24 protein-coding genes are annotated in these 22,932 nt (G+C 73.4%); 13 read left to right on the top strand and 11 right to left on the bottom strand.

Annotated elements, in window-relative coordinates; all coding sequences use genetic code 11:
- Nucleotides 1–161: 161 nt before the first annotated feature.
- From TOK_RS14555 to secA, 3 genes are all read left to right on the top strand, one after another.
- Nucleotides 162–908, top strand: coding sequence for a ComF family protein (locus TOK_RS14555; RefSeq protein ID WP_253258386.1), 747 nt, complete (start codon nt 162–164; stop codon nt 906–908).
- Nucleotides 909–1,320: 412 nt separating this feature from the next.
- On the top strand, nt 1,321–2,052 hold the full coding sequence (gene hpf, locus TOK_RS14550; RefSeq protein WP_098958385.1) for a ribosome hibernation-promoting factor, HPF/YfiA family: 732 nt from the start codon (nt 1,321–1,323) through the stop codon (nt 2,050–2,052).
- Between the two features lie 208 nt (nt 2,053–2,260).
- Nucleotides 2,261–5,146: a preprotein translocase subunit SecA gene (gene secA, locus TOK_RS14545; RefSeq protein ID WP_098958384.1), complete on the top strand. Its 2,886-nt coding sequence runs from the start codon at nt 2,261–2,263 to the stop codon at nt 5,144–5,146.
- Between the two features lie 7 nt (nt 5,147–5,153).
- Here secA and TOK_RS14540 read toward each other — a convergent pair whose 3' ends face one another.
- Nucleotides 5,154–5,747, bottom strand: coding sequence for an Rv3235 family protein (locus TOK_RS14540; RefSeq protein ID WP_141566403.1), 594 nt, complete (start codon nt 5,745–5,747; stop codon nt 5,154–5,156).
- A gap of 148 nt (nt 5,748–5,895) precedes the next feature.
- Here TOK_RS14540 and TOK_RS14535 point away from each other — a divergent pair, with 148 nt between their 5' ends.
- Together TOK_RS14535 and TOK_RS14530 are read left to right on the top strand one after the other, a co-directional pair.
- Entirely contained in the window at nt 5,896–6,312 is a 417-nt protein-coding gene (locus TOK_RS14535; RefSeq protein ID WP_098958382.1) for a MarR family winged helix-turn-helix transcriptional regulator, read from the top strand.
- Nucleotides 6,309–6,713, top strand: a complete 405-nt coding sequence (locus tag TOK_RS14530) for an HAD-IA family hydrolase (protein WP_253258385.1) — start codon at nt 6,309–6,311, stop codon at nt 6,711–6,713. The genes TOK_RS14535 and TOK_RS14530 overlap by 4 nt, the downstream gene beginning before the upstream one ends.
- 9 nt (nt 6,714–6,722) lie before the next feature.
- Here the strand turns inward: TOK_RS14530 and TOK_RS14525 are convergent, their stop codons facing one another.
- From TOK_RS14525 to TOK_RS14515, 3 genes are all read right to left on the bottom strand, one after another.
- The gene (locus TOK_RS14525) at nt 6,723–6,938 is read right to left on the bottom strand and encodes an antitoxin (protein ID WP_216361974.1); all 216 of its coding nucleotides are present in this window, start codon (nt 6,936–6,938) and stop codon (nt 6,723–6,725) included.
- Between the two features lie 44 nt (nt 6,939–6,982).
- Nucleotides 6,983–8,203: an alpha-hydroxy acid oxidase gene (locus TOK_RS14520; RefSeq protein ID WP_098958379.1), complete on the bottom strand. Its 1,221-nt coding sequence runs from the start codon at nt 8,201–8,203 to the stop codon at nt 6,983–6,985.
- 104 nt (nt 8,204–8,307) lie between these two features.
- Nucleotides 8,308–9,078: an RNA methyltransferase gene (locus TOK_RS14515; RefSeq protein ID WP_098958378.1), complete on the bottom strand. Its 771-nt coding sequence runs from the start codon at nt 9,076–9,078 to the stop codon at nt 8,308–8,310.
- Nucleotides 9,079–9,114: 36 nt separating this feature from the next.
- On the opposite strand from TOK_RS14515, the gene TOK_RS14510 reads away from it, so the two are divergent.
- The 3 genes from TOK_RS14510 (at nt 9,115) to TOK_RS14500 (ending at nt 11,778) form a co-directional block, all read left to right on the top strand.
- Nucleotides 9,115–10,524, top strand: a complete 1,410-nt coding sequence (locus TOK_RS14510) for a wax ester/triacylglycerol synthase family O-acyltransferase (protein ID WP_098958377.1) — start codon at nt 9,115–9,117, stop codon at nt 10,522–10,524.
- Between the two features lie 23 nt (nt 10,525–10,547).
- Nucleotides 10,548–11,054, top strand: a complete 507-nt coding sequence (locus tag TOK_RS14505) for a hypothetical protein (RefSeq protein WP_098958376.1) — start codon at nt 10,548–10,550, stop codon at nt 11,052–11,054.
- Nucleotides 11,055–11,115: 61 nt separating this feature from the next.
- The gene (locus TOK_RS14500; RefSeq protein ID WP_253258384.1) at nt 11,116–11,778 is read left to right on the top strand and encodes an HAD hydrolase-like protein; all 663 of its coding nucleotides are present in this window, start codon (nt 11,116–11,118) and stop codon (nt 11,776–11,778) included.
- Between the two features lie 27 nt (nt 11,779–11,805).
- Here TOK_RS14500 and TOK_RS14495 read toward each other — a convergent pair whose 3' ends face one another.
- Complete coding sequence (locus TOK_RS14495) at nt 11,806–12,603, bottom strand: formate/nitrite transporter family protein (RefSeq protein WP_098958374.1); 798 nt, start codon at nt 12,601–12,603, stop codon at nt 11,806–11,808.
- A gap of 124 nt (nt 12,604–12,727) precedes the next feature.
- On the opposite strand from TOK_RS14495, the gene TOK_RS14490 reads away from it, so the two are divergent.
- Complete coding sequence (locus tag TOK_RS14490; protein WP_098958373.1) at nt 12,728–13,600, top strand: enoyl-CoA hydratase-related protein; 873 nt, start codon at nt 12,728–12,730, stop codon at nt 13,598–13,600.
- Between the two features lie 21 nt (nt 13,601–13,621).
- Here the strand turns inward: TOK_RS14490 and TOK_RS14485 are convergent, their stop codons facing one another.
- Entirely contained in the window at nt 13,622–14,194 is a 573-nt protein-coding gene (locus TOK_RS14485; protein ID WP_098958372.1) for a DUF1707 domain-containing protein, read from the bottom strand.
- Between the two features lie 93 nt (nt 14,195–14,287).
- On the opposite strand from TOK_RS14485, the gene pruA reads away from it, so the two are divergent.
- Nucleotides 14,288–15,922, top strand: coding sequence for an L-glutamate gamma-semialdehyde dehydrogenase (gene pruA, locus TOK_RS14480; protein ID WP_098958696.1), 1,635 nt, complete (start codon nt 14,288–14,290; stop codon nt 15,920–15,922).
- Between the two features lie 46 nt (nt 15,923–15,968).
- On the opposite strand, the gene TOK_RS14475 is transcribed toward pruA, so the two are convergent.
- From TOK_RS14475 to aroA, 4 genes are read right to left on the bottom strand one after another with little or no spacing between them, the layout of a single operon-like run.
- A complete protein-coding gene (locus TOK_RS14475) occupies nt 15,969–17,393 on the bottom strand; it encodes a serine/threonine-protein kinase (protein WP_098958695.1) in 1,425 nt (474 codons plus the stop codon).
- Nucleotides 17,390–18,202 (bottom strand): hypothetical protein, encoded by an 813-nt coding sequence (locus TOK_RS14470; RefSeq protein ID WP_141566402.1) that lies wholly within the window; start codon nt 18,200–18,202, stop codon nt 17,390–17,392. Before TOK_RS14470 ends, TOK_RS14475 begins: the two co-directional genes overlap by 4 nt.
- A 25-nt stretch (nt 18,203–18,227) precedes the next feature.
- Entirely contained in the window at nt 18,228–19,229 is a 1,002-nt protein-coding gene (rsgA, locus tag TOK_RS14465; protein ID WP_098958370.1) for a ribosome small subunit-dependent GTPase A, read from the bottom strand.
- The gene (gene aroA / locus TOK_RS14460; RefSeq protein ID WP_098958694.1) at nt 19,226–20,491 is read right to left on the bottom strand and encodes a 3-phosphoshikimate 1-carboxyvinyltransferase; all 1,266 of its coding nucleotides are present in this window, start codon (nt 20,489–20,491) and stop codon (nt 19,226–19,228) included. The genes rsgA and aroA overlap by 4 nt, the downstream gene beginning before the upstream one ends.
- A gap of 40 nt (nt 20,492–20,531) precedes the next feature.
- On the opposite strand from aroA, the gene TOK_RS14455 reads away from it, so the two are divergent.
- From TOK_RS14455 to TOK_RS14445, 3 genes are read left to right on the top strand one after another with little or no spacing between them, the layout of a single operon-like run.
- Complete coding sequence (locus tag TOK_RS14455) at nt 20,532–21,341, top strand: SOS response-associated peptidase (protein ID WP_098958369.1); 810 nt, start codon at nt 20,532–20,534, stop codon at nt 21,339–21,341.
- The gene (locus TOK_RS14450) at nt 21,341–21,955 is read left to right on the top strand and encodes an alpha/beta family hydrolase (RefSeq protein ID WP_098958368.1); all 615 of its coding nucleotides are present in this window, start codon (nt 21,341–21,343) and stop codon (nt 21,953–21,955) included. Before TOK_RS14455 ends, TOK_RS14450 begins: the two co-directional genes overlap by 1 nt.
- A gap of 34 nt (nt 21,956–21,989) precedes the next feature.
- Entirely contained in the window at nt 21,990–22,304 is a 315-nt protein-coding gene (locus tag TOK_RS14445) for a YbjQ family protein (protein ID WP_098958367.1), read from the top strand.
- A 14-nt stretch (nt 22,305–22,318) separates the two neighbouring features.
- On the opposite strand, the gene ybaK is transcribed toward TOK_RS14445, so the two are convergent.
- Nucleotides 22,319–22,795 carry a Cys-tRNA(Pro) deacylase gene (gene ybaK / locus TOK_RS14440; RefSeq protein ID WP_098958366.1) on the bottom strand — a complete coding sequence of 159 codons (477 nt, stop codon included), beginning with the start codon at nt 22,793–22,795 and terminating at the stop codon, nt 22,319–22,321.
- Between the last annotated feature and the right edge of the window lie 137 nt (nt 22,796–22,932).

Here is a 22,932-nt window from a genome sequence, read left to right as displayed (position 1 = left end):
CCGGGGAGTCCCTCTCCTGGGCCGGACCGTTGTACCCCGGCCACCGGACCTCGTGGGGAGTTGTCCACAGGACCGGCTGGTGAGCGCGTGCTTGTGGACAACTCGGGTCCGTGGTGGCCGAGCGTGACCCGACGGTCGGCGCGGCCGGGCACGCTCGCGCCATGACCACGACGTCCCGCTCCGGCCGCGCCCGGCCGCGGTCCCGCCTGCAGGCCGGCGGGTTGGTGCCCGCCCTGCTCGACCTGTTGCTGCCCGGCGGCTGCGCGGGCTGCGCCGCTCCGGGGCCCGGCTGGTGCCCGGCCTGCGCGGCCTGCACCGGTCCACCCCGCTGGGTGAGTGGGCGCGGCGGGCCGCCGGTGCTCGCGGCCGGCCGCTACGGCGGTCCGTTGCGCCGGGCGCTGATCGCCTACAAGGAACGTGGCCGTCGCGACCTCGCGCCGGTCCTCGCCGGGATGCTCGCCGCCGCGATCGGCACGTCCATGCCGCCGGCCACGTGGCCGGGGCCGTCGTGGACCGGGGCTCGCGGCCGCCCGCCCGGCTGGCTGGTCCCGGCGCCGTCGCGGGCAGGTGCGGCGCGCGAGCGCGGGGGCGACCATGTGCGGCGCCTCTGCGAGCACCTCGCGGCCGCCCTCGCCCGGGCCGGGGCCGAGGTCGCCGTGGCTCCCGGCCTGGCCCTGACGGGCGGCGTCGCCGACTCGGTCGGGCTCGACGCCGCGCAGCGGGCCGCCAACCTCGCGGGGCGGCTGCGCACCGTCACCTCCGGCCTCCCGCCCCCGGGCGCGCGGGTCATGCTCGTCGACGACGTGATCACCACGGGCGCGACGTTGCGGGCGTGCAGGCACTCCCTGGAGGCCTCGGACGTTGTCCCGGTAGCGGCTCTGGTGTTGTGCGACGCGACCGCGGGGTAGGCGCCGGCAGCCGTACCGACGGCAGGCGGTGCAGGGCGTCGACACGAGACGGCAGCACGGGGCGCGAGGGCCGGCGGGAGAGAGCGTCGGGGAGGTGGTCCGCGTGGCGGGTGCCGCAGACGGTGCGGGACCGGGACGAATCGCCGCGGGTCGACAACCGTCGGCAACCGCACGGACACCGGACGTTACCGCCCCGGACAGCCGCAGGGAATGTCATTCGCCGATACCACACGGGTCAGCGAGTCTGCCAATCGACCCCTGTTGCCGAATCGTGATCCGGGCTACGGTGCTCTCCCAACAGTCCCCGTCCCCCTCCGGGAGGTACGCCTGACGCCGTTTGCGTGACCGGGGTACTGGCCCCCGGTCGCTTTGCCTGACCGTCGAATCGACGTCGAAAGCGAGGGATGTCCTAGTGGAGATCGTCGTCACCGGCCGTAACGTCGAGGTGCCGACCCATTTCAGGGTCCATGTCACCGACAAGGTCGGTCGCCTCGAGCGGTACGACCACAAGATGATGGGAATGCACGTCGAGCTCTTCCACGAGCCGAACCGCAGACAGCTCAAGACCTGTCAGCGCGTCGAGATCACCGGCCGCGGCGGCTGCGGGACAGTCGCCCGCGCCGAGGCCACGGCGAAGGACTTCTACGCCGCGCTGGATCTCGCGATCTCGAAGCTGGAAGGCCGGCTCCGTCGCTCGCACGACCGGCGAAGGGTCGGCGGCCGCCGGTCCCGCACGGTGTCGGGCCGCGGCGGCGCGACCATCACCGAGGAGCTGCCCGACCTCATGGTCGAGGAGCTGCCCACCGGCGAGTTCCCGATACCGGCGCCCCGATCCCACGACGAGAACCTGAACGGCCACCACGGGGAGGGCGACCACGACCTCGTCGAGCGCGAGATGCACGAGGTCGAGGCGCTGGCCGCCGTCTACAACGGCGTGGGCGTCGACGATCCCGATCCGTGTCCCGGCCGCGTCGTGCGCCGCAAGGTGCACACGTCGCAGCCGATGACCGTCGACGACGCACTGGCCCGCATGGAGCTGGTGGGGCACGACTTCTACCTCTTCTCCGACTCCGACAGCGGTGAACCGAGCGTCGTCTACCGGCGCCGCGGGTACGACTACGGGCTCATCCGACTCGGCAGCTGACACCGGCGACGATCACCCGCGGGGGTGGTCCGGCCGCACATCCGTGCGCGCCGGGCCACCCCCGTCGGCGCTGCGGGGCCGCCATTGCCCGGGTGCCTCTACCATGGGCTCAGCCGGGCCGCGGTCCGGCGCCCGCAACGCCCGCGGGCCCGCAGTCCGCCCGTGCCGTGTCCAGTGCCCGTGCCGAGATCGTGAATGAGGTCGACCAGTGTCGTTCCTGAACCGTCTGCTCCGAGCCGGCGAGACGAAGCTGGTGAAGCGGCTGGGCCGGATCGCCGACCACGTCGACTCGCTCGAGGCCGACATGCAGGACCTGACCGATGCGGAGCTGCGGGCGAAGACCGAGGAGTTCCGGGAGCGCCACGAGGCCGGTGAGTCGCTCGACGAGCTGCTGCCGGAGGCGTTCGCCGTCGTCCGCGAGGGCGCGAGCCGGACGCTGGGGCAGCGTCCCTACCCGGTGCAGGTCATGGGTGGTACCGCGCTGCACCTGGGAAACGTCGCCGAGATGCGTACCGGTGAGGGCAAGACCCTGACCTGTGTGCTGCCGTCGTACCTGAACGCGATCGCCGGGCAGGGCGTGCACGTCGTCACCGTGAACGACTACCTGGCCAAGCGGGACGCGGAGAAGATGGGCCGCGTCCACCGCTTCCTGGGGCTCACGGTCGGCGTGATCCTCTCGGAGATGACCCCCACGGAGCGGCGCGAGCAGTACGGCTGCGACGTCACCTACGGCACGAACAACGAGTTCGGTTTCGACTACCTGCGCGACAACATGGCCTGGAAGTCCGACGACCTCGTCCAGCGCGGCCACTTCTTCGCGATCGTCGACGAGGCGGACTCGATCCTCATCGACGAGGCCCGCACCCCGCTGATCATCTCCGGCCCGGCGGAGCAGAGCGCCCGCTGGTACCAGGAGTTCGCGCGGATGGCGCCGATGTTCAAGCGCGACACCCACTACGAGGTCGACGAGCGCAAGCGCACCGTCGGCGTCACCGAGGAGGGTGTCGAGCTGGTCGAGGACCAGCTGGGCATCGACAACCTCTACGAGGCCGCGAACACCCCCCTGGTCGGCTACCTGAACAACGCCATCAAGGCCAAGGAGCTGTTCAAGAAGGACAAGGACTACATCGTCCGCGACGGCGCGGTGATGATCGTCGACGAGTTCACCGGCCGCGTGCTGGCGGGCCGCCGCTACAACGAGGGTATGCACCAGGCGCTGGAGGCGAAGGAGGGCGTCGAGGTCCAGGCCGAGAACCAGACGCTCGCGACGATCACGCTGCAGAACTACTTCCGGCTCTACGACAAGCTCTCCGGCATGACCGGTACCGCCCAGACCGAGGCGGCGGAGCTGCACCAGATCTACAAGCTGGGTGTCGTCACCATCCCGACGAACCGGCCGATGGTCCGTCAGGACCAGGGCGACGTCATCTTCAAGACGGAGCAGGCGAAGTTCGCCGCGGTGGCCGAGGACATCGCCGAGAAGTTCGAGAAGCGTCAGCCGGTGCTGGTCGGCACGACGAGCGTCGAGACGTCGGAGTACCTGTCGAAGCTGCTCGTTCAGCTCCAGGTCCCGCACGAGGTCCTCAACGCCAAGCACCACGAGCGCGAGGCGGCGATCGTCGCGCAGGCGGGTGTGCCGGGTGCAGTCACCGTCGCGACGAACATGGCCGGCCGCGGTACCGACATCATGCTCGGCGGGAACCCCGAGTTCATCGCCGATCTGGAGCTGCGGGCCCGCGGGCTCGACCCGGTGTCGACGCCCGACGAGTACGAGGCGGCCTGGGACGCGGCGCTCGCGGAGGCCGAGCAGCAGGTGGTGGCCGACGCCGAGGAGGTCCGCGACGCGGGCGGCCTGTACGTGCTGGGCACCGAGCGCCACGAGTCGCGTCGCATCGACAACCAGCTGCGTGGTCGGTCCGGGCGCCAGGGCGACCCGGGCGAGTCGCGGTTCTACCTGTCGCTGGGTGACGAGCTCATGCGCCGCTTCAACGGCCAGCTCGTCGAGTCGATCATGAACCGGCTCAACCTGCCCGACGACGTCCCGATCGAGGCGGGCATGGTCACCAAGGCCATCCGGTCGGCGCAGACCCAGGTCGAGCAGCAGAACTTCGAGATCCGCAAGAACGTCCTGAAGTACGACGAGGTCCTCAACCAGCAACGCACCGTCATCTACGACGAGCGCCGCCGCGTGCTCAACGGCGAGGAGGTCCGCGACGAGGTCCGCAACATGCTCGACGACGTCGTGACCGCCTACGTCAGAGGCGAGACCTCGGAAGGCTACGCCGAGGACTGGAACCTCGACCGGCTGTGGACGGCGCTGCGCACCATCTACCCGGTGTCGCTGCGCTGGAAGGACCTGGTCGACGACGGCGACATCGACGACCTGACGTCGGAGGCGTTGCTCGCGGAGCTGCTGCCCGACGCGCAGGAGGCCTACGAGAAGCGCGAGGCCGAGATCGACACGCTGATCGGTGAGCAGGGCGGCATGCGGGAGCTGGAGCGCCAGATCCTGCTGCAGGTCATGGACCGCAAGTGGCGCGAGCACCTCTATGAGATGGACTACCTCAAGGAGGGCATCGGTCTGCGGGCGATGGCCCAGCGCGACCCGCTGATCGAGTACCAGCGCGAGGGTTTCGACATGTTCTCCCGGATGCTCGAGGGCATCAAGGAGGAGACGGTCGGACACCTGTTCCAGGTCCAGGTCCAGGTTGCGGAACCGGAGCCCGCGCCGGTGCCGGTGCAGGTGCCCGACGACGCGGCCGTCACCCGCGAGGTTCCGGTGACCCCGGCCCCGGCCCCGGCCCCGACCCGCAACGGGACCAACGGCAACGGGAACGGTCGTCCGCAGCCCGACGACGACGCCACGACCGTGCTGCCCGCCGTGTTCGGTGGCGCCCGGCGGCAGCCGGAGAACCTGCGCTACAGCGGCCCCGACGAGGACGGCGGCGAGGCGGTGCGCGGCGGCGGCAACGGCGGGCGTCGGCAGCCGGCGAAGGCCCAGGGCGGCGGCAACAACGGCGGCGGTCAGGGAAACCGGTCCGAACGCCGGGCGGCGCAGCGGCAGGCGGAGAAGGCCCGCAAGCGCGGGGACTGACGGGCTCTCACCCGAGCCGGAGCGCGACGCACGTCCAGCGTGCGTCGCGAAGCTCGAAGCGGGCGGCGATCGCCCGGAACCGCTCGCCGAACCGGCACACGGCCGCCACCTCGGCGACGCCGTCCACGGGCCGGTCGATGCGCATCGAGCAGACGCGGTCGCCGGGCCCGGTCCTGGCATCCGGGGCGGCGGGCGACCGCCGGGGCGTGACGGCGCGGCGGAGGTCGGGGCGGTGGGTGGCCGCGGCGACGTAGCGCTGCACCGGTGGGTCGGCGAGCCGGGCGAGCCGCGGCGCCGGCATCCGGCCGCCGATGACCTGCAGGATCAGCCCGACGGTCTCGCCGATCGCGCGGCGGTCGGCCTGGTCGGCGGCGCGGGCCGCAGGGTCCGGAGCAGGGGCGGAGGCCGTCGGTTCGGGCGGTGGGACGATCGTGAGGGTTCCGGTCGACCCTGATCCCTCGACGGCGGGGCGCGGCAGCGGGACCGGCCAGATGGGCTCGGGTTCCGGCTCGTGCTGCAGGACGCGGATGCGGAACCATCGACGCGGCCGCTCGGCGTCGGGTCCGGTGGTGGTGGGTGGCGCAGTGTCTGCGGTGATCATGCTCCGCAGGATCGGCGGCACCGGGACACGGGAGGACCCGTTCACACCACTACGCCGACGCACGGTCCACGTCCGAACCGTCGGCACGGCTGTGAACGGTGCTGCGGAACGGCCGCGGGTGCGGGCGGGCCGCCGTTATGGTGCGCGGATGCCGACGTCCACGTCCCAGGATCCCGGTCTCGACGTGCTGCTGGTCCGCGCGGGCCGGGAGGTCGACCGGCGGCGCCGGGCCGTCGCCGCCGAGCACGGGCTCAGCGCGACAGCGCTCGCCGTGCTGCAGGCGCTCCCGGATGCGGCGGGCACGTCGCACCGCGACCTCGCGGGTGCCCTCGGCCTGACGCCGGCGACGTTGACGCCCGTGGTCGACGCCCTGGACGCGGACGGTCTCGTCGCCCGCGAACGCGACCTCCGCGACCGTCGCGTCGTGCGCATCGCGCTCACCGCCGCGGGACGTGACCGGGCCGCCGTCGCCGCGGGGGCGGTGGCCCGCGACGTCGCGGCGTGGCTGCCCGTCGCACCCCCGGAGCTGCGGCGCTACCTGGCGCGGATAGCAGGGCACGCGTGAGAGGGCCTGCGGTGCGGCTGCGTGGGCTGATCCTCGACGTCGGCGGCGTGCTGACCGACGGCCCACCGGTGACCGACCTCCCCGCCCGGTCGCGGGCGGTCGGCGTGCGGACGGCGCTGCTGACCGACGCGTCGTCGGTGGCGCCCGACCTCGCCGCGCTGGTCGACGTCGTCCGGCTCGGGTCCGACGGGCCGCGCAAGCCGCACCCGGAGGCGTTCCTATCGGCTGCGGCGGCGCTGGGCGTGCCGATCAGGGAGTGCGTGGTCGTCGACGACGCCGAGGCCAACGTGCGCGGTGCGCGGGAGGCGGGCGCGGTCGTCGTCAGACATGTCGATGCGACGACGACGGTGCTCGAGGTGGAGATCCTGCTGGACCTGCACCCCGAGCACCGGAGTCACTGAGCCGTCACGTCACGCGCTGGGCGGCGGGGGCTGCTCCTCGGTGGGGGCGGGGGCGGTCGTGTCGCCGTCACCCGTGGCGCCCTTGGCCTTGCCGACGACGCCGTCGATGTGGTCCTCGTGTCCGGCGAAGCGGCTCTTCGCGGCCTCTCCGGCCTTGTCGAGCCCCTGGTCCACCTTGTCGTCGTGCTGGTTCAGAAGGTCCTTGGCCTTGTCCATGAGTCCCATGCGGAGCACTGTGGTCCCCCGGCGCGGCTCCCGCCACCGGAGGCTCACCCGTTCGGGCGAATCCGGACGTGCTCCGGACGGAGGTCGTCGATGCGCGTGACCCCCATCAGCGCGAGAGTGCGTTCGATCTCCCCGCGCAGGATGGAGACGGTCTTCTCGACGCCGCGGCGCCCCCCGGCCATGAGCCCGTACAGGTAGGCGCGGCCGATCAGAGCGGCGTTCGCGCCGAGGGCGACGGCGGCGACGACGTCGGCGCCGTGGGTGATCCCGGTGTCGACGAGGACCTCGGCCTCGCCGCGCAGCTCGGCGACGGTGGGCTCCACCAGCTCGAGGGGGACGGGTGCGCGGTCGAGCTGGCGGCCGCCGTGGTTGGACAGCAGGACGGCGTCGGCGCCGGCGTCGACGACGCGGCGGGCGTCGGCGACGCTCTGGATCCCCTTGATCATGAGTGTGCCGGGCCAGACGTCGCGCAGCCAGTCGACGTCGGCCATGGTCAGCGCCGGGTCGAACACCCGGTTGATCATCTCGGCGATCGTGCCGTCGGTGCCCTGCAGGTTGCTGAAGGTCAGGGGGTCGGTGGTGAACATGTCGAACCACCAGTTCGGGTGACGCGCCCCGTCGAGGAAGGTGCGCAGGCTCAGCGCCGGCGGGATCGTGAGGCCGTTGCGGACGTCGCGCAGACGGGCCCCACCGACGGGGGTGTCGACGGTGAGCATCAGCGTGTCGTAACCGGCGTCGGCGGCGCGCTGCACGAGGTCCTTGGCGTGGGCCCGGTCGCGCCAGAGGTAGAGCTGGAACCAGCGCCGCACGTCGGGGGCGATGTCGACGACCTGCTCGATGGTCGTCGTGCCCATCGTCGACAGGGAGAACGGGATGCCGACGTCCTGGGCGACGGCGGCGACCGCGCTCTCGCCCTCGGTGTGCATCATGCGCGTGAACCCGGTGGGGGCGAACGCGAACGGCAGGGCGGAGCGCTTGCCGAGGATGGTGCGACCGGTCTCGATCTCGGAGACGTCGCGCAGCACGGACGGGACGAACTCGACGCGCGCGTAGGCGTCGTGGGAGCGGCTCAGGCTGAGCTCGCCGTCGGCGGCGCCGTCGGTGTAGTCGAAGACGGCACGGGGGGTGCGGCGGCGGGCGATGGCGCGCAGGTCGGCGATGTTCGCGGCGCGGGCGAGACGGCGTTCGGTCGCGTCCCAGCGGATCGGTGCAGGTCGCAGGAGCGGCAGGATCTCGGAGGGTCTCGGCATGCGACGTTGCACCATCGACCCAGCCTAAGCACCCGTGGCGCGGCCCTGAACCCCTCGCGCCCGGACGAGGTCCACCGCCGCTGTGACGAGCGTCGCCACCGGAGCGGGAACGGTGGTCATCATCCCCGGCGGCGCAACAGCTCGTACGCGGCGACGGCGCCGGCGCTCGCGACGTTGAGCGACTCCACCCCGCCGAACATCGGGATGGCCAGCGTCCCGTCGAGGTGCTCGCGGACGTCGGCGGACAGGCCGTCGGTCTCGTTGCCGAGCACCAGGGCGACGCGGTCGGGCAGGTCGGCGTCGATCAGCGACTCCGCGCCCGCGGCCAGCCCGAACACACCGAACCCGGCGGCGTGCAGCGCGGCGCAGCCGTCGGCGGCCGTCGACGACCGCAGGACCGGCGCGGAGAACGCGACCCCGGCGGAGGCCTTGACCACCAGCGGGTCGATCGCCGGGACCCCGCGCCGGGGGAGCAGTACCCCGTCGAGGCCCGCGGCGGTGGCGCTGCGCAGGATCATCCCGACGTTGGCGGGGTTGGTGACGGCGTCGAGGACCAGCACGGACGCGCCGCGGCGGCTGCCCAGGTCGGAGACGAACTCCTCGACCGGCGCCATCCGCGGGGCGACGACGTCGGCGAGGACGCCCTGGTCGTGGCGGCCGTTGCCCGCCAGCACCTTCACCCGGTGCGCGGACGCCGTCTCCACGCGCACGCCGCGGGCGCGGGCGGCGTCGCGGATCGCCCGGACCGGCTCGCCGCGCGATCCCTCGGCGAGCAGCACCTTGTCGACACGCAGCGACTCGTCGGCCAGCGCCTCGAGGACCGGTTTGCGGCCGTACACCGTGATGAAGGTGTCCTTGGGCGATCGGGTCGATGAACGCGGTTCGGGCACGACAGAAGCGTCCCACGCGACCGTAGGATCACCGGCATGCCGTCCCGGCTCTCCGCGCTCGACGCCTCCTTCCTGTACCTGGAGGAGGCGTCCACGCCCATGCACGTCGGCGGTGTCGCGATCTTCGAGCGGCCCGCGGCGGGTTTCGACTACGACGGCCTGGTCGACCTGATCGAGCAGCGCATCGCGCTGGTGCCGCGTTACCGGCAGAAGGTCCGCCACGTCCCGGGCAACTTCGCGCGCCCCGTCTGGGTCGACGACCAGGACTTCGACGTGGCCTACCACGTGCGGCGCTCGGCACTGCCGCGTCCGGGCACCGACGAGGCGCTGGCCGAGCTGGTGGCGCGGCTGATGTCGCGCCCGCTCGACCACGCCCGGCCGCTGTGGGAGATGTACCTGGTCGAAGGGCTTGCCGACAACCGGGCGGCGGTCATCACCAAGACGCACCAGGCGATGGTCGACGGCATCAGCGCGATCGACATCGGCCAGGTCATCCTCGACGTCTCCCCGGACCCGCGGGAGGTCCCCGAGGAGCTGTGGATGCCCCACCCCGAGCCGAACGCGCCGACGCTCGTGCTGGAGGCGTTGGGGGACATGGTGTCGCGGCCGGGGGAGGTCGTCGAGAACGTCCGGATGGCCGCCGGCGACGCGATCGCGACGGCGGGCAAGGTCGCCGGGGTCGCCACGAAGCTGTTCACGATGGCGCGCACCGCGTCGCGCAAGGCCCCCGGGACGCCGCTGAACGTCGACATCTCCACGCAGCGCCGGTTCGCGGTGGCGCGCACCGACCTGCAGTCCTACCGGCGGATCCGCGCGGCACACGGCTGCACCGTCAACGACGCGGTCCTCAGCGTCATCTCGGGGGCGCTGCGCGAGTGGCTGCTGTCGCGCGGCGAGCCGGTCACGGCGTCGGCGTCGGTGCGGGCGATGGTGCCGCTGTCGGTGCGCGGCGAGGCCGACGTGCCCAGCTCGGCCACGGCCGGGTCGTTGGGCAACCGGGTGTCGTCGTTCCTCGTCGACCTGCCCGTCGGCGAGTCGAGCCCGCTCGTGCGGCTGCGCCACGTCTCGCACGCCATGGCCGAGCACACCGCGGGCGGCCAGTCCGTCGGCGCGGACACGTTGGTGCGCATCGGTGGCTTCGCGCCGCCGACCCTGCACGCGCTCGGTGCCCGTGCCGCGAGCGGCTTCTCCAAGCGCATCTTCAACCTGGTGGTGACGAACGTCCCCGGCCCGCAGTTCCCCCTCTACGCCGCGGGCGCACGCATGCTGGAGATGTTCCCCGTCGTGCCGCTGGCCAAGGGCCAGGCTCTCTCGATCGGCCTGACCAGCTACGACGGTGGGGTGTACTACGGGTTCAACGGCGATCGCGACGCGATGCACGACGTGGACGTGCTCGCAGGCCTCGTGGACGAGGCCCTCGACGAGCTGCTGGCCACGGCCGGCTGACGAACAGCTGTGGAAGGGCGAACGTGCGGATCTACCTGCCAGGGACGTGGCCGATGCTGGCCAGGCTGGTCAAGACGGGCAAGTTCGAGCCGATCGGCGGGACGGCGTTCGCGCTGACGCCGCGGCTGCGCGAGGCATACGTCACCGGTGATGACGAGGAACTGGAGTACGCGGCCATGCTCGAGGCGGCGCGGGCGTCGCTGAGGCTGCTCTCCGTCGAGTTCGGCCTGGGCGAGGACGACACCCCGGCCCGGCGCGTCGTCGTGGCGGCCGACCTCGACGACGTGACGCTGCGCCCCGACCTCGACGACGGCGCGGTGCGCGTCACCGGCGCGGTGCCCATCGAGTCGATCGCCGCGGTGCACGTCGACGTCGCCGAGGCCGAGCACGCGGTGCGGCAGGCGGCGGGCGCGGTCGACGCCGCCGACATGGGCGACCTCGACGCGGAGTTCCTCATCGGCGAGGCCGAGGACCACGAGCTGGCCTGGTATGCGCCAGGGGAGATCGCGTTCGTGGTGGAGCTGGGCTGACCACCCTCCGACCACCCACGGGGGTGATCCGGCGGCGGCGCCGGGAGGCCACCCTCAACAGGTGAGTACTCTTCCCGCCGCCGTCCTGTTCGACCTCGACGGCACCGTCGTCGACTCCGCCGCCTCGATCCTCGGCTGCCTCGCGGAGGCGTTCGCCGAGATCGGGGTGACACCGCCGCCCGCGGCGCTCGACCGCACGATCCTCGGGCCGCCGCTGGCGAAGGCCCTGCCACCGCTGGTCGGCACCGAGGTGACGGCCGAGGTCCTGCAGGTCTACCGCCGCCTCTACGCCGACCACGGGCCGGCGGCGGTGCGGGTGTTCCCGGGTGTCGAGGACGTCGTCCGCAGGTTGGACGGCCTGGGCGTCGTCGTCGCGATCGCGACGAGCAAGTCGCAGGTCAACGCCGACCTGATCATCGAGCACCTCGGCCTGGACGACGTCTTCGCCACGGTCTGCGGCGACACCCCGGACTCGGCCCGCCCGACGAAGGCCCACGTCATCGCGGAGGTGTTGCGCCGCATCGGGAACCCTGCCGCGGTGATGGTCGGGGACCGCCATCTCGACGTCGTGGGCGCCCGCGTGCACGGTTTGCCGTTCGTCGGCGCCGGCTGGGGCTACGGGCTGCCGGACGAGCTCGTCGTCGCGGGTGCGGAGGTGATCTGCGCGGACGCGGACGAGCTCGCCGCGGCGCTCGGCGTGGTGACGGCGCCGACGGCCCCGTAGCACGGCCGAGCCCGCGGCCCGGGCCGCTCAGCTGCGTTCCCGGCGCTCCTCCGACACCTTGTGCGGCACCTGCAGCAGCCGCATCATCGTCACCAGCAGCAGACCGCCGACCATGTTGCCCAGCGCGGCGAACGCGGCGAGGCCGGCCCAGTCGCCGTAGCCGAACGGCGCGCCCGCGTGCAGCGCGGCGAAGCACAGCAGCGACGCGACGACGGCGTGGTTGACCGAGCCCGCACCCAGCAGGAAACCCATACCGACGGCCGGCACCAGCCGCAGCCCGTCGGAGTCCGTGGAGTGCTGCATGTGTGTCATCAGGGTGATGAGGAAGCCCCCGGTGAGCGCGAGCGCGAACGCCTGCCAGCCGATCCCGAGCCGCACGTAGGTGCCCGCGGACTCGATCGCGGTCTCGTGCAGCGACGGGAACCCGGCCATCAGGATCCAGGTGATCACCCAGCCGCCCGCCAGGTTGGTGGCCAGCGTGACGACCCACAGCCGCAGCAGCGCCGACGGCGGGCTCGCCTTCGCGACGACTGCGGCGACGGGGACGAGGAAGTCCTCGGTGAACAGCTCCGACCGGGCGAGGGTGAGCGCCACGAACCCGATCGCGAAGGCGAGGCCGCCGAGCAGTGTGCTGCCCGTCGCGTGCTCGACCAGCAGCAGCCCCAGGACGCCGACGCCGATGTCGAGCCCGCCCAGCGTCCCGGTGGCCAGCAGCCCCGGCCACGACCGGCCGAGCCGCTGGGTCCCCTCGTCTACGAGCCGGTCGAAGGTCCGCTCGGTGTCGGCCTGGGCGACGTCCGGCTCGCCGGTCCTGCGTGCGTGCATCGGCGGAGGTTAGGCGGGTTGTCCGGGTCGCGCCGGACGGGCGGTGATCACATGCGGCGGGCGGTGATCGCGCTCGGCGGCCGGATCGGCTAGATCTGTGAGGACGCCGACGAGGAGGCTCCTGTTGTCCTGGACAGAGATCGCCTACGAGGTCGCCGACGGCGTCGCGACGGTCACGCTCGACCGACCGGCGAAGCTGAACGCGTTCACCTCGACGATGGCCGACGAGATCGTCGCCGCGTTCGACGCCACCGACGCCGACCCCCATGTGCGGGTGGTGGTCGTGACGGGCCGGGGCCGCGGGTTCTGCGCGGGCGCGGACCTGTCGCGGGGCGCGTCGACCTTCGACGCCTCCGACGGCGACCGGGTCGCCGACCAGACCCACGGAACGGTCGGCGGCGTGCCGCGCGACCGTGGAGGAGTGGTGTCCCTGCGGATCGCGGCGTCGCACAAGCCGGTGATCGGCGCGATCAACGGCCCGGCCGTCGGCATCGGGGCGACGATGACCCTGCCGATGGACGTGCGGATCGCGGCGGAGTCGGCGCGGTTCGGTTTCGTGTTCGCCCGCCGCGGCCTGGTGCCGGAGGCGGCGTCGAGCTGGTTCCTGCCGCGGGTCGTCGGCATCTCCCGGGCGATGGAGTGGGCGGCGACGGGCCGGGTGTTCGAGGCGGCCGAGGCACTGGCGGGTGGGCTGGTCTCGCGCGTCGTGCCCGACGCCGACCTCGCGACGACCGTGCGGACGCTGGCCGCGGAGATCGTGGAGAACACGTCGGCGGTGTCGGTGGCGGTGACACGGCAGTTGCTCTGGTCGATGCTGGGCGCGCCCGGGCCGTGGGAGGCCCACCGCCTCGACTCGCGCGCGATCGACGTCCTTGGCCGCGGCCCCGATGCCGCCGAGGGTGTCACGTCGTTCCTGGAGAAGCGCCTGCCGCGGTTCCCGGGGCAGGTCCCGGGCGACTACCCGGACGTCGTCCCGCGCTGGCCGCCGATGCAGTGAGCCCCCGAGGCGCGTCCGGCGTCAGTCGTGGCCCCAGTGGTCGCCGCGGCGCAGCTCACGGCGGTCGTTCCGGTCGAGGCGGCGCTGGTCCCGCTCACGGCCGCGGTCGCCGCCGTAGACGATGCCGCCGACGATCGGGATCAGCAGGAAGAAGATCCACGCCTGCGCGAACACACCGTTGAGCGCGAGGAACAGCACGAGCGAGATGATCGGCGTGACCGCGACGATCCGCGGACCCCACCCGGAGAACCCGCCGGTCGTGGCCGGCTGCCGGTCCTCGGCGTCGACGATCGGCAGCCGTGAGGTCGGGGTCGGGGTCGTCGCCACCGAGTGACCGGGCAGCTGCGGGTGCGGCTGCGGCAGGTCGGTGAACAGCGCTTCCAGCTGGTCGGCGACGGTCGCGTTCGCCGCCGCGGCGGACCGGTCTGCGTACTCCTCGACGCCGAGGCGACCCGCCTCCAGGTGCGCGTCGAGCGCCTTGGCGGCCGCCTCGCGCTCGGAGGTCCCGATCCGCATTGGCGGCGGCCCGGAGGCGTCGGCCGGCTCCGATGTCGGGTCGGGCGTCGCGGCGTCCTCGGTACCCCCCGTGGTCATGAGGCGAAGCTTGCCATCCTGCGCACCCTCCCGTGTAGTGGACCGCCGGATGACAGGCCGCGCTGACGGGGCCACCCTGGGAACATGCCCGAGCTGACCGGAGTCACCGACGTCCCCGCTCCGCGCAACGAGCCCGTCCTCGGCCACGCGCCCGGCAGCCCCGAACGCGACGCCCTGGCCGCGCGGCTGGCAGAGCTCGGCGACACCGCGCACGAGCTCACCGGCACCATCGGCGGCACGCAGCGGATGGGTGGGGGCGACCGGGTCGACGTCGTGTCCCCGCACCGGCGCCGCCGCGTCCTCGGGGTGACGGCGCAGGCCACGGCAGCTGACGTCGAGGCGGCCGTCGCCGCGGCCCGCGCCGCCGCCCCCGGCTGGCGAGACCTGCCGTTCGACGAGCGTGCCGCGGTGTTCCTGCGCGCCGCGGACCTGCTGGCCGGGCCGTGGCGGCACACCCTGAACGCGGCGACGGTCCTCGGTCAGTCGAAGTCGGTGCAGCAGGCCGAGATCGACTCGGCGTGCGAGCTCATCGACTTCTGGCGCTGGAACGTCCACTACGCGCGGCGGCTCCTCGCCGAGCAGCCGGTGTCGTCGCCGGGGGTGTGGAACCGCTTCGACCACCGCCCGCTGGAGGGCTTCGTCCTCGCGATCACACCGTTCAACTTCACCGCGATCGCCGGGAACCTGCCGACGGCACCCGCGCTGATGGGCAACACCGTCGTCTGGAAGCCGAGCCCCACCCAGACGCTCGCCGCCTGGTACACGATGCGGCTGCTGGAGGCGGCCGGCCTGCCGCCGGGCGTGATCAACATGGTCACCGGCGACGGGGCTGCGGTCTCCGAGGTCGCGCTGTCGTCACCGGACCTCGCGGGCGTGCACTTCACGGGGTCGACGGCGACGTTCCGGCACCTGTGGCAGTCGGTCGCGGGCAACCTGGAGCACTACCGCTCCTACCCGCGGCTCGTCGGGGAGACCGGCGGCAAGGACTTCGTCGTCGCCCACCCCAGCGCCGACGCGGACGCCCTGGTCACCGGCCTGGTCCGCGGCGCGTTCGAGTACCAGGGGCAGAAGTGCTCGGCGGCGTCGAGGGCGTTCGTGCCGGCGTCGCTGTGGCGGTCCGGGGTGCGCGACGCGCTGGCCGACACGACCCGCGCCGTGTCGTTCGGTGACGTCGAGGACCTGTCGGTGTTCGGCGGTGCGGTGATCGACGCCCGCGCGTTCCGGCGGCTGTCGGGCGTGGTGGAGAAGGCGGCGGGCGATCTCGAGGTCCTCGCCGGCGGCGGCTGCGACGACTCCGAGGGCTGGTTCGTCGAGCCCACGGTGCTGGTCGGCGACGACCCCACCCACGAGGTGTTCACGACCGAGCTGTTCGGGCCGGTGCTCGCCGTGCACGTGTGGGACGACGCGGCGCCCGGCGCGTGGGCCGACATGCTGCGCTCCGTCGACACCGCGACCCCCTACGCCCTGACCGGGTCGGTCTTCGCGACGGACCGCGCCGCCGTCGTCACCGCGCAGGAGACGCTGCGCTTCGCCGCGGGCAACTTCTACGTCAACGACAAGCCCACGGGCGCGGTCGTCGGCCAGCAGCCGTTCGGCGGGGCGCGGGCGTCGGGCACCAACGACAAGGCCGGCTCGATCTACAACCTGCAGTGCTGGACGAGCCCGCGCGCGATCAAGGAGACCCTCGTCCCGCCCACCGACCACAGGTACCCGCACCAGAGCCTGTGAGCGCCCGGCCGCGATGTGCAGGAGAGGGGCGCCGACGGGGGTCGGCTCAGAAGAACTGGTAGGCGCCCTTGGACATCGAGAAGCCGTGCCCGCTGGAGCCCACCTTGCACTCGACGCCGGAGGTGCGGCTCGTGCAGGTGACGTCGCCGACGCGCAGCGAGCGGCCGTAGTCGAGGACGGCGCCGGTGCCGAACACGGTGTCGCCGTGGCAGGCGAACGTCGGCCGGTCGGCGCCGCTGACGGCGAGTGAGTCGCCCCAGACCTGCTGGCACGTCGCGGGGCGGGCCGGGATCGTCGTCGGGTCCCAGGTGCTCTCGGCGATGTCGCAGCGTGCGGAGTTGGGCGTCACGTAACAGGCGATGTTGTTGGACGGGGTGCTGAACCCGGTCGCGGCGGGGGCCACGGTGACGTCGGCGGCGGCGCCGGTCGTCGCGGGCGGGAGTGTGATCGTCGGCAGCGTCAGCGTCGTGGCCGGGATCGAGAGCCCGGTGGGGAAGGTCGTCGGCGGGGCCGACGGGTCGTCCGGGTCCGACCGCAGTGCCAGCACGAGCCCCCCTACCAGCGCGATCACCGCGGCGACGACCCCGATGGCGAGCACGGGGGAGAGCCGGCGGCGCGCGACGGGCTGCAGCGGCGACGGTTCGAGGCGGGCGGGCAGCCAGCCGCCGGTGGGCCGGTCGCGGTCGCCGCCGAGGCGGTCGCGGACCTGCGCGGGGGTGGGGCGGCGCGCCGGGTCACGGTCGAGGCAGGCCCGGACGACGGACGCGAGCGGGGCGGGGACGCCGGTGAGATCGGGCTCGACGTTGGCCGCCCGGAACAACAGGACGGCGGCCTCACCCTCACCGAACGGGGCTCGCCCGGTCGTCGCGTAGAGCAGGACGCCGCCGAGGGCGAACACGTCGGAGGCGGCGCCGGCGCGGCCGTGGGTGAGGACCTCGGGGGCGATGAATCCGGGCGTGCCGATGACGGCTCCGGTACGCGTGAGGGTCGTGGCGTCGGCCGCGCGGGCGATGCCGAAGTCGATCACCTTCGGGCCGTCGTGGGCGAGCAGGACGTTGCCGGGCTTGAGGTCGCGGTGCACGACGCCCGCGGCGTGGATGGCTGCCAGCGCGTCGGCGAGTCCGATGCCCAGGCGCCGAACCGACTCGGCGGGCATCGGCCCGTGCTCGACGATCGCGTCGCGCAACGACGGCGCCGGCACGTACTCCGTCGCCATCCACGGTGCTGGGGCATCGGGGTCGGCGCCCAGCAGCGCCGCGGTGTAGGTGCCGTGGACCCGCGCCGCGGCGGCGACCTCCTGGCGGAACCGGGCGCGGAACTCGGGATCGTCGGCCAGCGCGGCGCGCACCACCTTCACCGCGGCCTCCCGACCGTCGCGGGAGCGGCCCAGGTAGACCCGGCCCATGCCGCCCTCGCCGAGCACACGGTGGATCGTGAACGGGCCGACCGACCGCGGGTCCGTCCCGGTCATCGCACCTCGGCCGGGGCGGGCGGGGTGATCGTGACGGGCGTGCCCCACGACCGGTAGTTGCCGGTCATCGCGAGGGTGCCCAGGCCGGGCAGGTCCTGGCGCTGGCGGGTGCGCACGGGCCGGGTGTCGGCGTCGACCCACAGCGTCGAGGTGATGCGGGTCAGCCCGCTCGCGACCTGCTGCTGCAGCTGGGCGCGGATCGTGTCGTCCGGCTCGATCGTCGCGGCCCGGGTGAGGTCGACGACGAGGGTGTAGCGGATGGTCGGCACCCCGTCGACGATGTCGTCGGACGCGTCGGCGACGAGCGTGGCGTCGGCGTAGCGGGACAGGTTGGCGGTGGGGTCGGTGGTGTCGCCCAACGCCTCCGCGATCGCGGCGCGCATCCGGTCGGCCTCGGTGGCCGCCGACGTCCCGCGCAGCCACGGGGTGCCGCCGTCGCTGGAGCGCAGCCACACCTGGCCGTCGCGCAGCACGAACCCCGAGGTCTGCGGCCTGCCGCCCGGCCAGGTGATGGTCTGGTCGAGGGCGAGCGCGGGCGTCGATCCCTCGAGGCTGACCGCCCCCTGGGCGCTGAAGGTGACCGGTGCCGACCCGGTGACGTCGCCTACCACGGCGAGCTGGGCCGTGCGGTCGGCGGCGCGGCGTTCGACGAGGACGTTGAGCAGCTGCGTGGCGTCGTAGTAGCGGGGCAGCCCGCCGCCGTCGGAGTCGTCGTCGGAGCCGGACCCGCATGCGGAGGCGACGACGGCGAGGACGAGGAGGACGGCCGCCAGCACGGATCGGGGCCCGTCCACCGACCTCACCACCATGTCGCGAAACGCTAGCGAACCCGGGTCAGTGCAGGGCGACCAGGACCCGGCGCAGCGCGTCGAGCCGGGTGGGCCGCAGCGTTCCGGCGGCGACGAGGGTGTCGAGGGCGCACTCGGGGTCGGCTGGTGGGCCGAGGTGCCCGCAGCCGCGCGGGCAGTCCTCGACGGCGGCGGCCATGTCGTCGAAGGCCGTGACGACCTCGTTCGACGTCACGTGGGCGAGGCCGAACGACCGCACCCCCGGGGTGTCGACGACCCAGCCCTTCCCGTCGGGCAGCGGCAGCGCGATCGCCGCCGTCGTGGTGTGCCGGCCCTTGCCGACGCCCGACACCACCCCTACGGCGCGCTCGGCGTCGGGCACCAGGGAGTTGACCAGCGTCGACTTCCCGACCCCGGAGTGCCCCACCAGCGCCGACACCTTGCCCACGAGCAGCTCGGCGAGCTCGTCGGGCGGCTGGTCGCGGCGGGTGACGACCACCGGGAACTCCAGCTCGGCGTAGATGTCGGCGAACGGCGCGGGGTCGGCGAGGTCGGACTTGGTCAGGCACAGCACCGGGGTGAGCCCACCCGCGTAGGCGGCGACGACGCAGCGGTCGACGAACCCGGTCCGCGGCTCCGGGTCGGCGAGCGCGGTGACGATCACCAGCTGCGCCGCGTTGGCGACGACGATCCGCTCGAAGGGGTCGGTGTCGTCGGCGGTGCGGCGCAGCACGGTGTCGCGGCGCTCGACGCGCACGATGCGGGCCAGCGTGTCGACGGTCCCCGAGGAGTCGCCCGAGAGCCCGACCCGGTCGCCGACGACGATCGGGGTGCGACCCAGCTCCCGCGCCCGCATGGCGGTGATGGGCGGACGGCTCGCGTCGCCGTCGGGGGCGCACGTCCAGCGGCCGCGGTCGACCCCGATGACCATCGCCTCGGTGGCGTCGGCGTGCTCGGGTCGCGTCTTGGTGCGCGGCCGCGAGCCGCGGCGACCCGGCCGGATCCGGACGTCGGTCTCGTCGTACTCCCGCGGCCGCCCAGGACTCATGAGATGAGCGCCGCCCAGGATCCGGGGAAGTCGGGGAACGTCTTGCTCGTGGCACCGATGTCGTCGACCTCGAGGCCGGGGACCGCCAGCCCGACGAGCGCGCCCGCCGTGGCCATCCGGTGGTCGGCGTAGGCACCCCACGGCCGGCCCGCGGGGGCGGTCAGCGGTGCGGGCCGGATCTCCAGGCCGTCGGGGGTCTCGTCGACGTCCCCGCCGAGCGCGGTGAGCTCCGCGGCGAGCGCGGCGATCCGGTCCGTCTCGTGGCCGCGCAGGTGCGCCACGCCGCGCAGCCGCGACGGCGTCGAGGCCAGGGCCGCGACGGCCGCGACGGTCGGGGTGAGCTCGCCGACGTCGTGGAGGTCGACGTCGATGCCGCGCAGCGTGTCCGGGCCGGTGACGGTCATGCCGTCCGGGCTGCCGGAGACGGTGGCGCCGAACTCGCGCAGGATCGGCAGGATGCCGATGCCGGGCTGCGTCGACTCCGCCGGCCAGCCGGTCACGGTGACCGTGCCGGCGGTGACGGCCGCGGCGGCGAGGAACACCGAGGCGTTCGACAGGTCGGGCTCGACGACCCAGTGCTTCGGGTCGATCCGCCCGGGTTCGACCCGCCAGGTGTTCGGCAGGGAGTCGTCGACGACGACGCCCGCGTGCCGCAGCATCGCGACCGTCATGTCGATGTGGGGCAGCGACGGGACGGGCGGGCCGTCGTGGTGGACGGTGACGCCCTTGTCGTAGAGGGCCGCCGACAGCAGCAGCCCGGACACGAACTGCGAGGACTCCGACGCGTCGATCGTGACGTCGCCGCCGTCGAGGCCGCGCTCACCGACGACGGTGAACGGCAGCGAGTCGCCGATGACCACGGCGCCGAGGGAACGCAGCGCGTCGAGGACCGGGCCCATCGGCCGTTCCCGGGCGCGCTCGTCGCCGTCGAAGCGGACCGGGCCCTCGACCAGCGTCGCGGCGGGTGGCAGGAACCGCATGACGGTGCCGGCGAGTCCGCAGTCGATGGTGCCCGGCGCGATCCCCGCGTGCCGGTCGACGGAGATGAACTCCCCGTCGACGGTGATCGGCACGTGCATGGCGCGCAACGCGTCCACCATCAGCATGGTGTCGCGGGTGGCGGGGGCGCCCGCCACGGTCGACGGGCCGCCGGACAGGGCGGCGAGCAGGACCGCGCGGTTGGTCATCGACTTCGAGCCCGGCACGGTGACGCGGCCGTTGATGGGGCCGGTCGCGTGCGGGGCGGGCCAGGTGCTGGTCACGAGCCCCATGGTTTCACGCGGATCGTGGAACGATGGAGGCATGTGCGGCCGCTACTCCTCCACGAAGGCCCCCGCCGACCTCGCCGACGAGTTCAGGGCCGTCGACGCCACCGGGGACGACACCGTCCCCGACTTCAACGTGGCCCCCACCAAGCAGGTCACGACGGTCGTCGAACGGCACCCGCGTGACGACGACGGCGAGCCGGTGCGCGATCGGACCGAGCGGACGTTGCGCCGGGTCCGGTGGGGCCTGGTGCCGTCGTGGTCGAAGGACCCGTCGAGCGGCGCCCGGATGATCAACGCCCGCTCCGAGACCGCGGCCGACAAACCCGCGTTCCGGCGGGCGCTGTCATCGCGTCGCTGCCTGCTGCCCGCCGACGGCTGGTACGAGTGGCAGCGCCGCGACACCGACACCGGCAAGACCAAGCAGCCGTACTTCACCTGTTTCCAGGACGGGTCGTCGATCGCGATGGCCGGCCTCTGGGAGTACTGGAAGCCCAAGGACGAGAAGCTGCTCGCGGAGTACCCCGACGGCCTGGTGACGGTTGCGGTGCTGACGACCGAGGCCGTCGGTCCGCTCGCCGACGTCCACGACCGGATGCCGCTGGTGCTCGACCCCGGCGACTGGGACGCCTGGCTCGACCCGGACGCCGACTCGACGGCGCCGGCCGTGACCCGGCTGCTGGCCCCGCCCGCGGCCGCGCTCGTCGACCGGATGGAGCTGCGGCCCGTCTCGAACCGGGTGAACAACGTGCGCAACAACGGCCCCGAGCTGCTGGAGGCGCTGCGGCCCGAGGACGTCGACGAGGCCCTGCAGCTCGATCTCCTGAACACCGGGACGAACCCGTGATGACCCTCACCGCGACCGACGTCCGCGAGATCGACACGCCGCACGGGCCCGCCCGCGTCCACCTGCTCCCGGGCGACGACCGCGGCGTCCTGCTGATCGGCCACGGCGCCGGTGGTGGTGTGTCCGCGCCCGACATCGTCGCCGCAGCCGGGGTCGCGCACGTCGCCGGCCTGCACGTCGGGCTCGTCGAGCAGCCCTACCGGGTCGCGGGCAGGCGCGCCCCCGCTCCCGCGGCCCAGCTCGACGCCGCATGGACCGCCGTGTGCGCCGCCGTCCGCGGCATCTGGGACGTCACGCCGTTCCTGGTGGGCGGGCGCAGCTCCGGGGCCCGCGTCGCCTGCCGGACGGCCGCGGCCACGGGTGCCGACGGCGTGCTCTGCCTGGCGTTCCCCGAACACCCGCCGGGCCGTCCGGAGAAGACCCGGGCCCCGGAGATCGACGCCGTCACCGTGCCGGTGCTGGTGGTGCAGGGGGAGCGCGACCCGTTCGGCCGCCCGGGGCCCGCACCCGGCCGGGAGGTCGTCGTCATCACGGGCGACCACTCGCTGAAATCCGACGTGAACGGTCTGCGCGGCGCCGTCGGGTCCTGGTTGGAGGCTCGGCTGCGCCGCTAGGGTCTTCCCCCATGCGAGGACTCGAGGGGGAGCCGTGCTGATCACGACGATGAACGACGTTCCGGGGCGGACGATCCAGCAGGTGCACGGCGAGGTGTTCGGGCTGACGGTCCGCTCGCGCAACGTCGGCTCGCAGATCGGGGCGGCGCTCAAGTCGCTGGCCGGCGGCGAGCTCAAGGGCATGACCAAGAACCTGGAGTCCAGCCGTCAGGAGGCCATCGAGCGGCTCATCGCGGCGGCGCAGGCATTGGGGGCCAACGCCGTCGTGGCGATGCGGTTCGACACGACGGAGATGGGTGACACCTGGACCGAGGTGTGCGCCTACGGAACGGCCTGCACCGTCGTCTGAGCGGCGCCTCGGGGCTAGCGCACCGAGATCGGCGCCACGGTCGCGTTCGCGGCGACGGCCAGGTCATGGGGTGTCAGCTCGACCTCCAGGCCGCGCCGGCCGCCGCTGCAGAACACGGTGTCGAAGTTTCCGGCCGACGCGTCGAGGACGGTCCGCAGCCGCTTGCGCTGGCCCAGGGGGGAGATGCCGCCGGCGACGTAGCCGGTGGCGCGCTCGGCGTCGGCGACATCGGCCATCCTCGCCCGCTTGCCGCCGACGGCCGCGGCGAGCGCCTTGAGGTCGAGGCTGCCCGCGACCGGGACTATCCCCACGGTGAGGACACCGTCGACGTCGGCCACCAGCGTCTTGAACACGCGCTCGGGGGCGACGCCCATCGCCTCGGCGGCCTCGGTCCCGTACGCCTGACCGGCGCCGTGGACGTAGGTGTGCACGACGTGCGCGATCTTCTGCTTGGTCAGCAGCGCCGTCGCGGGCGTTCCCTTCCCGGCCACGCTGTGAGACTAAGCGCGGCCGTCCCGGGAATCCGTGGGGGGAGGGTCGCGTTCCACCCAACGTGACGCACGCAGTGATGGACCCGCCCACCCGGGGGAGGGGCGTACCCTTCCCCGCAGACCTGACCACGGCCGAC

This window comes from Pseudonocardia sp. N23 (assembly GCF_002583555.1).
Taxonomy (GTDB): Bacteria; Actinomycetota; Actinomycetes; order Mycobacteriales; family Pseudonocardiaceae; genus Pseudonocardia.
Note: the sequence above shows the minus strand (reverse complement) of the source record. Positions and strands in the feature narration are given on the sequence as shown.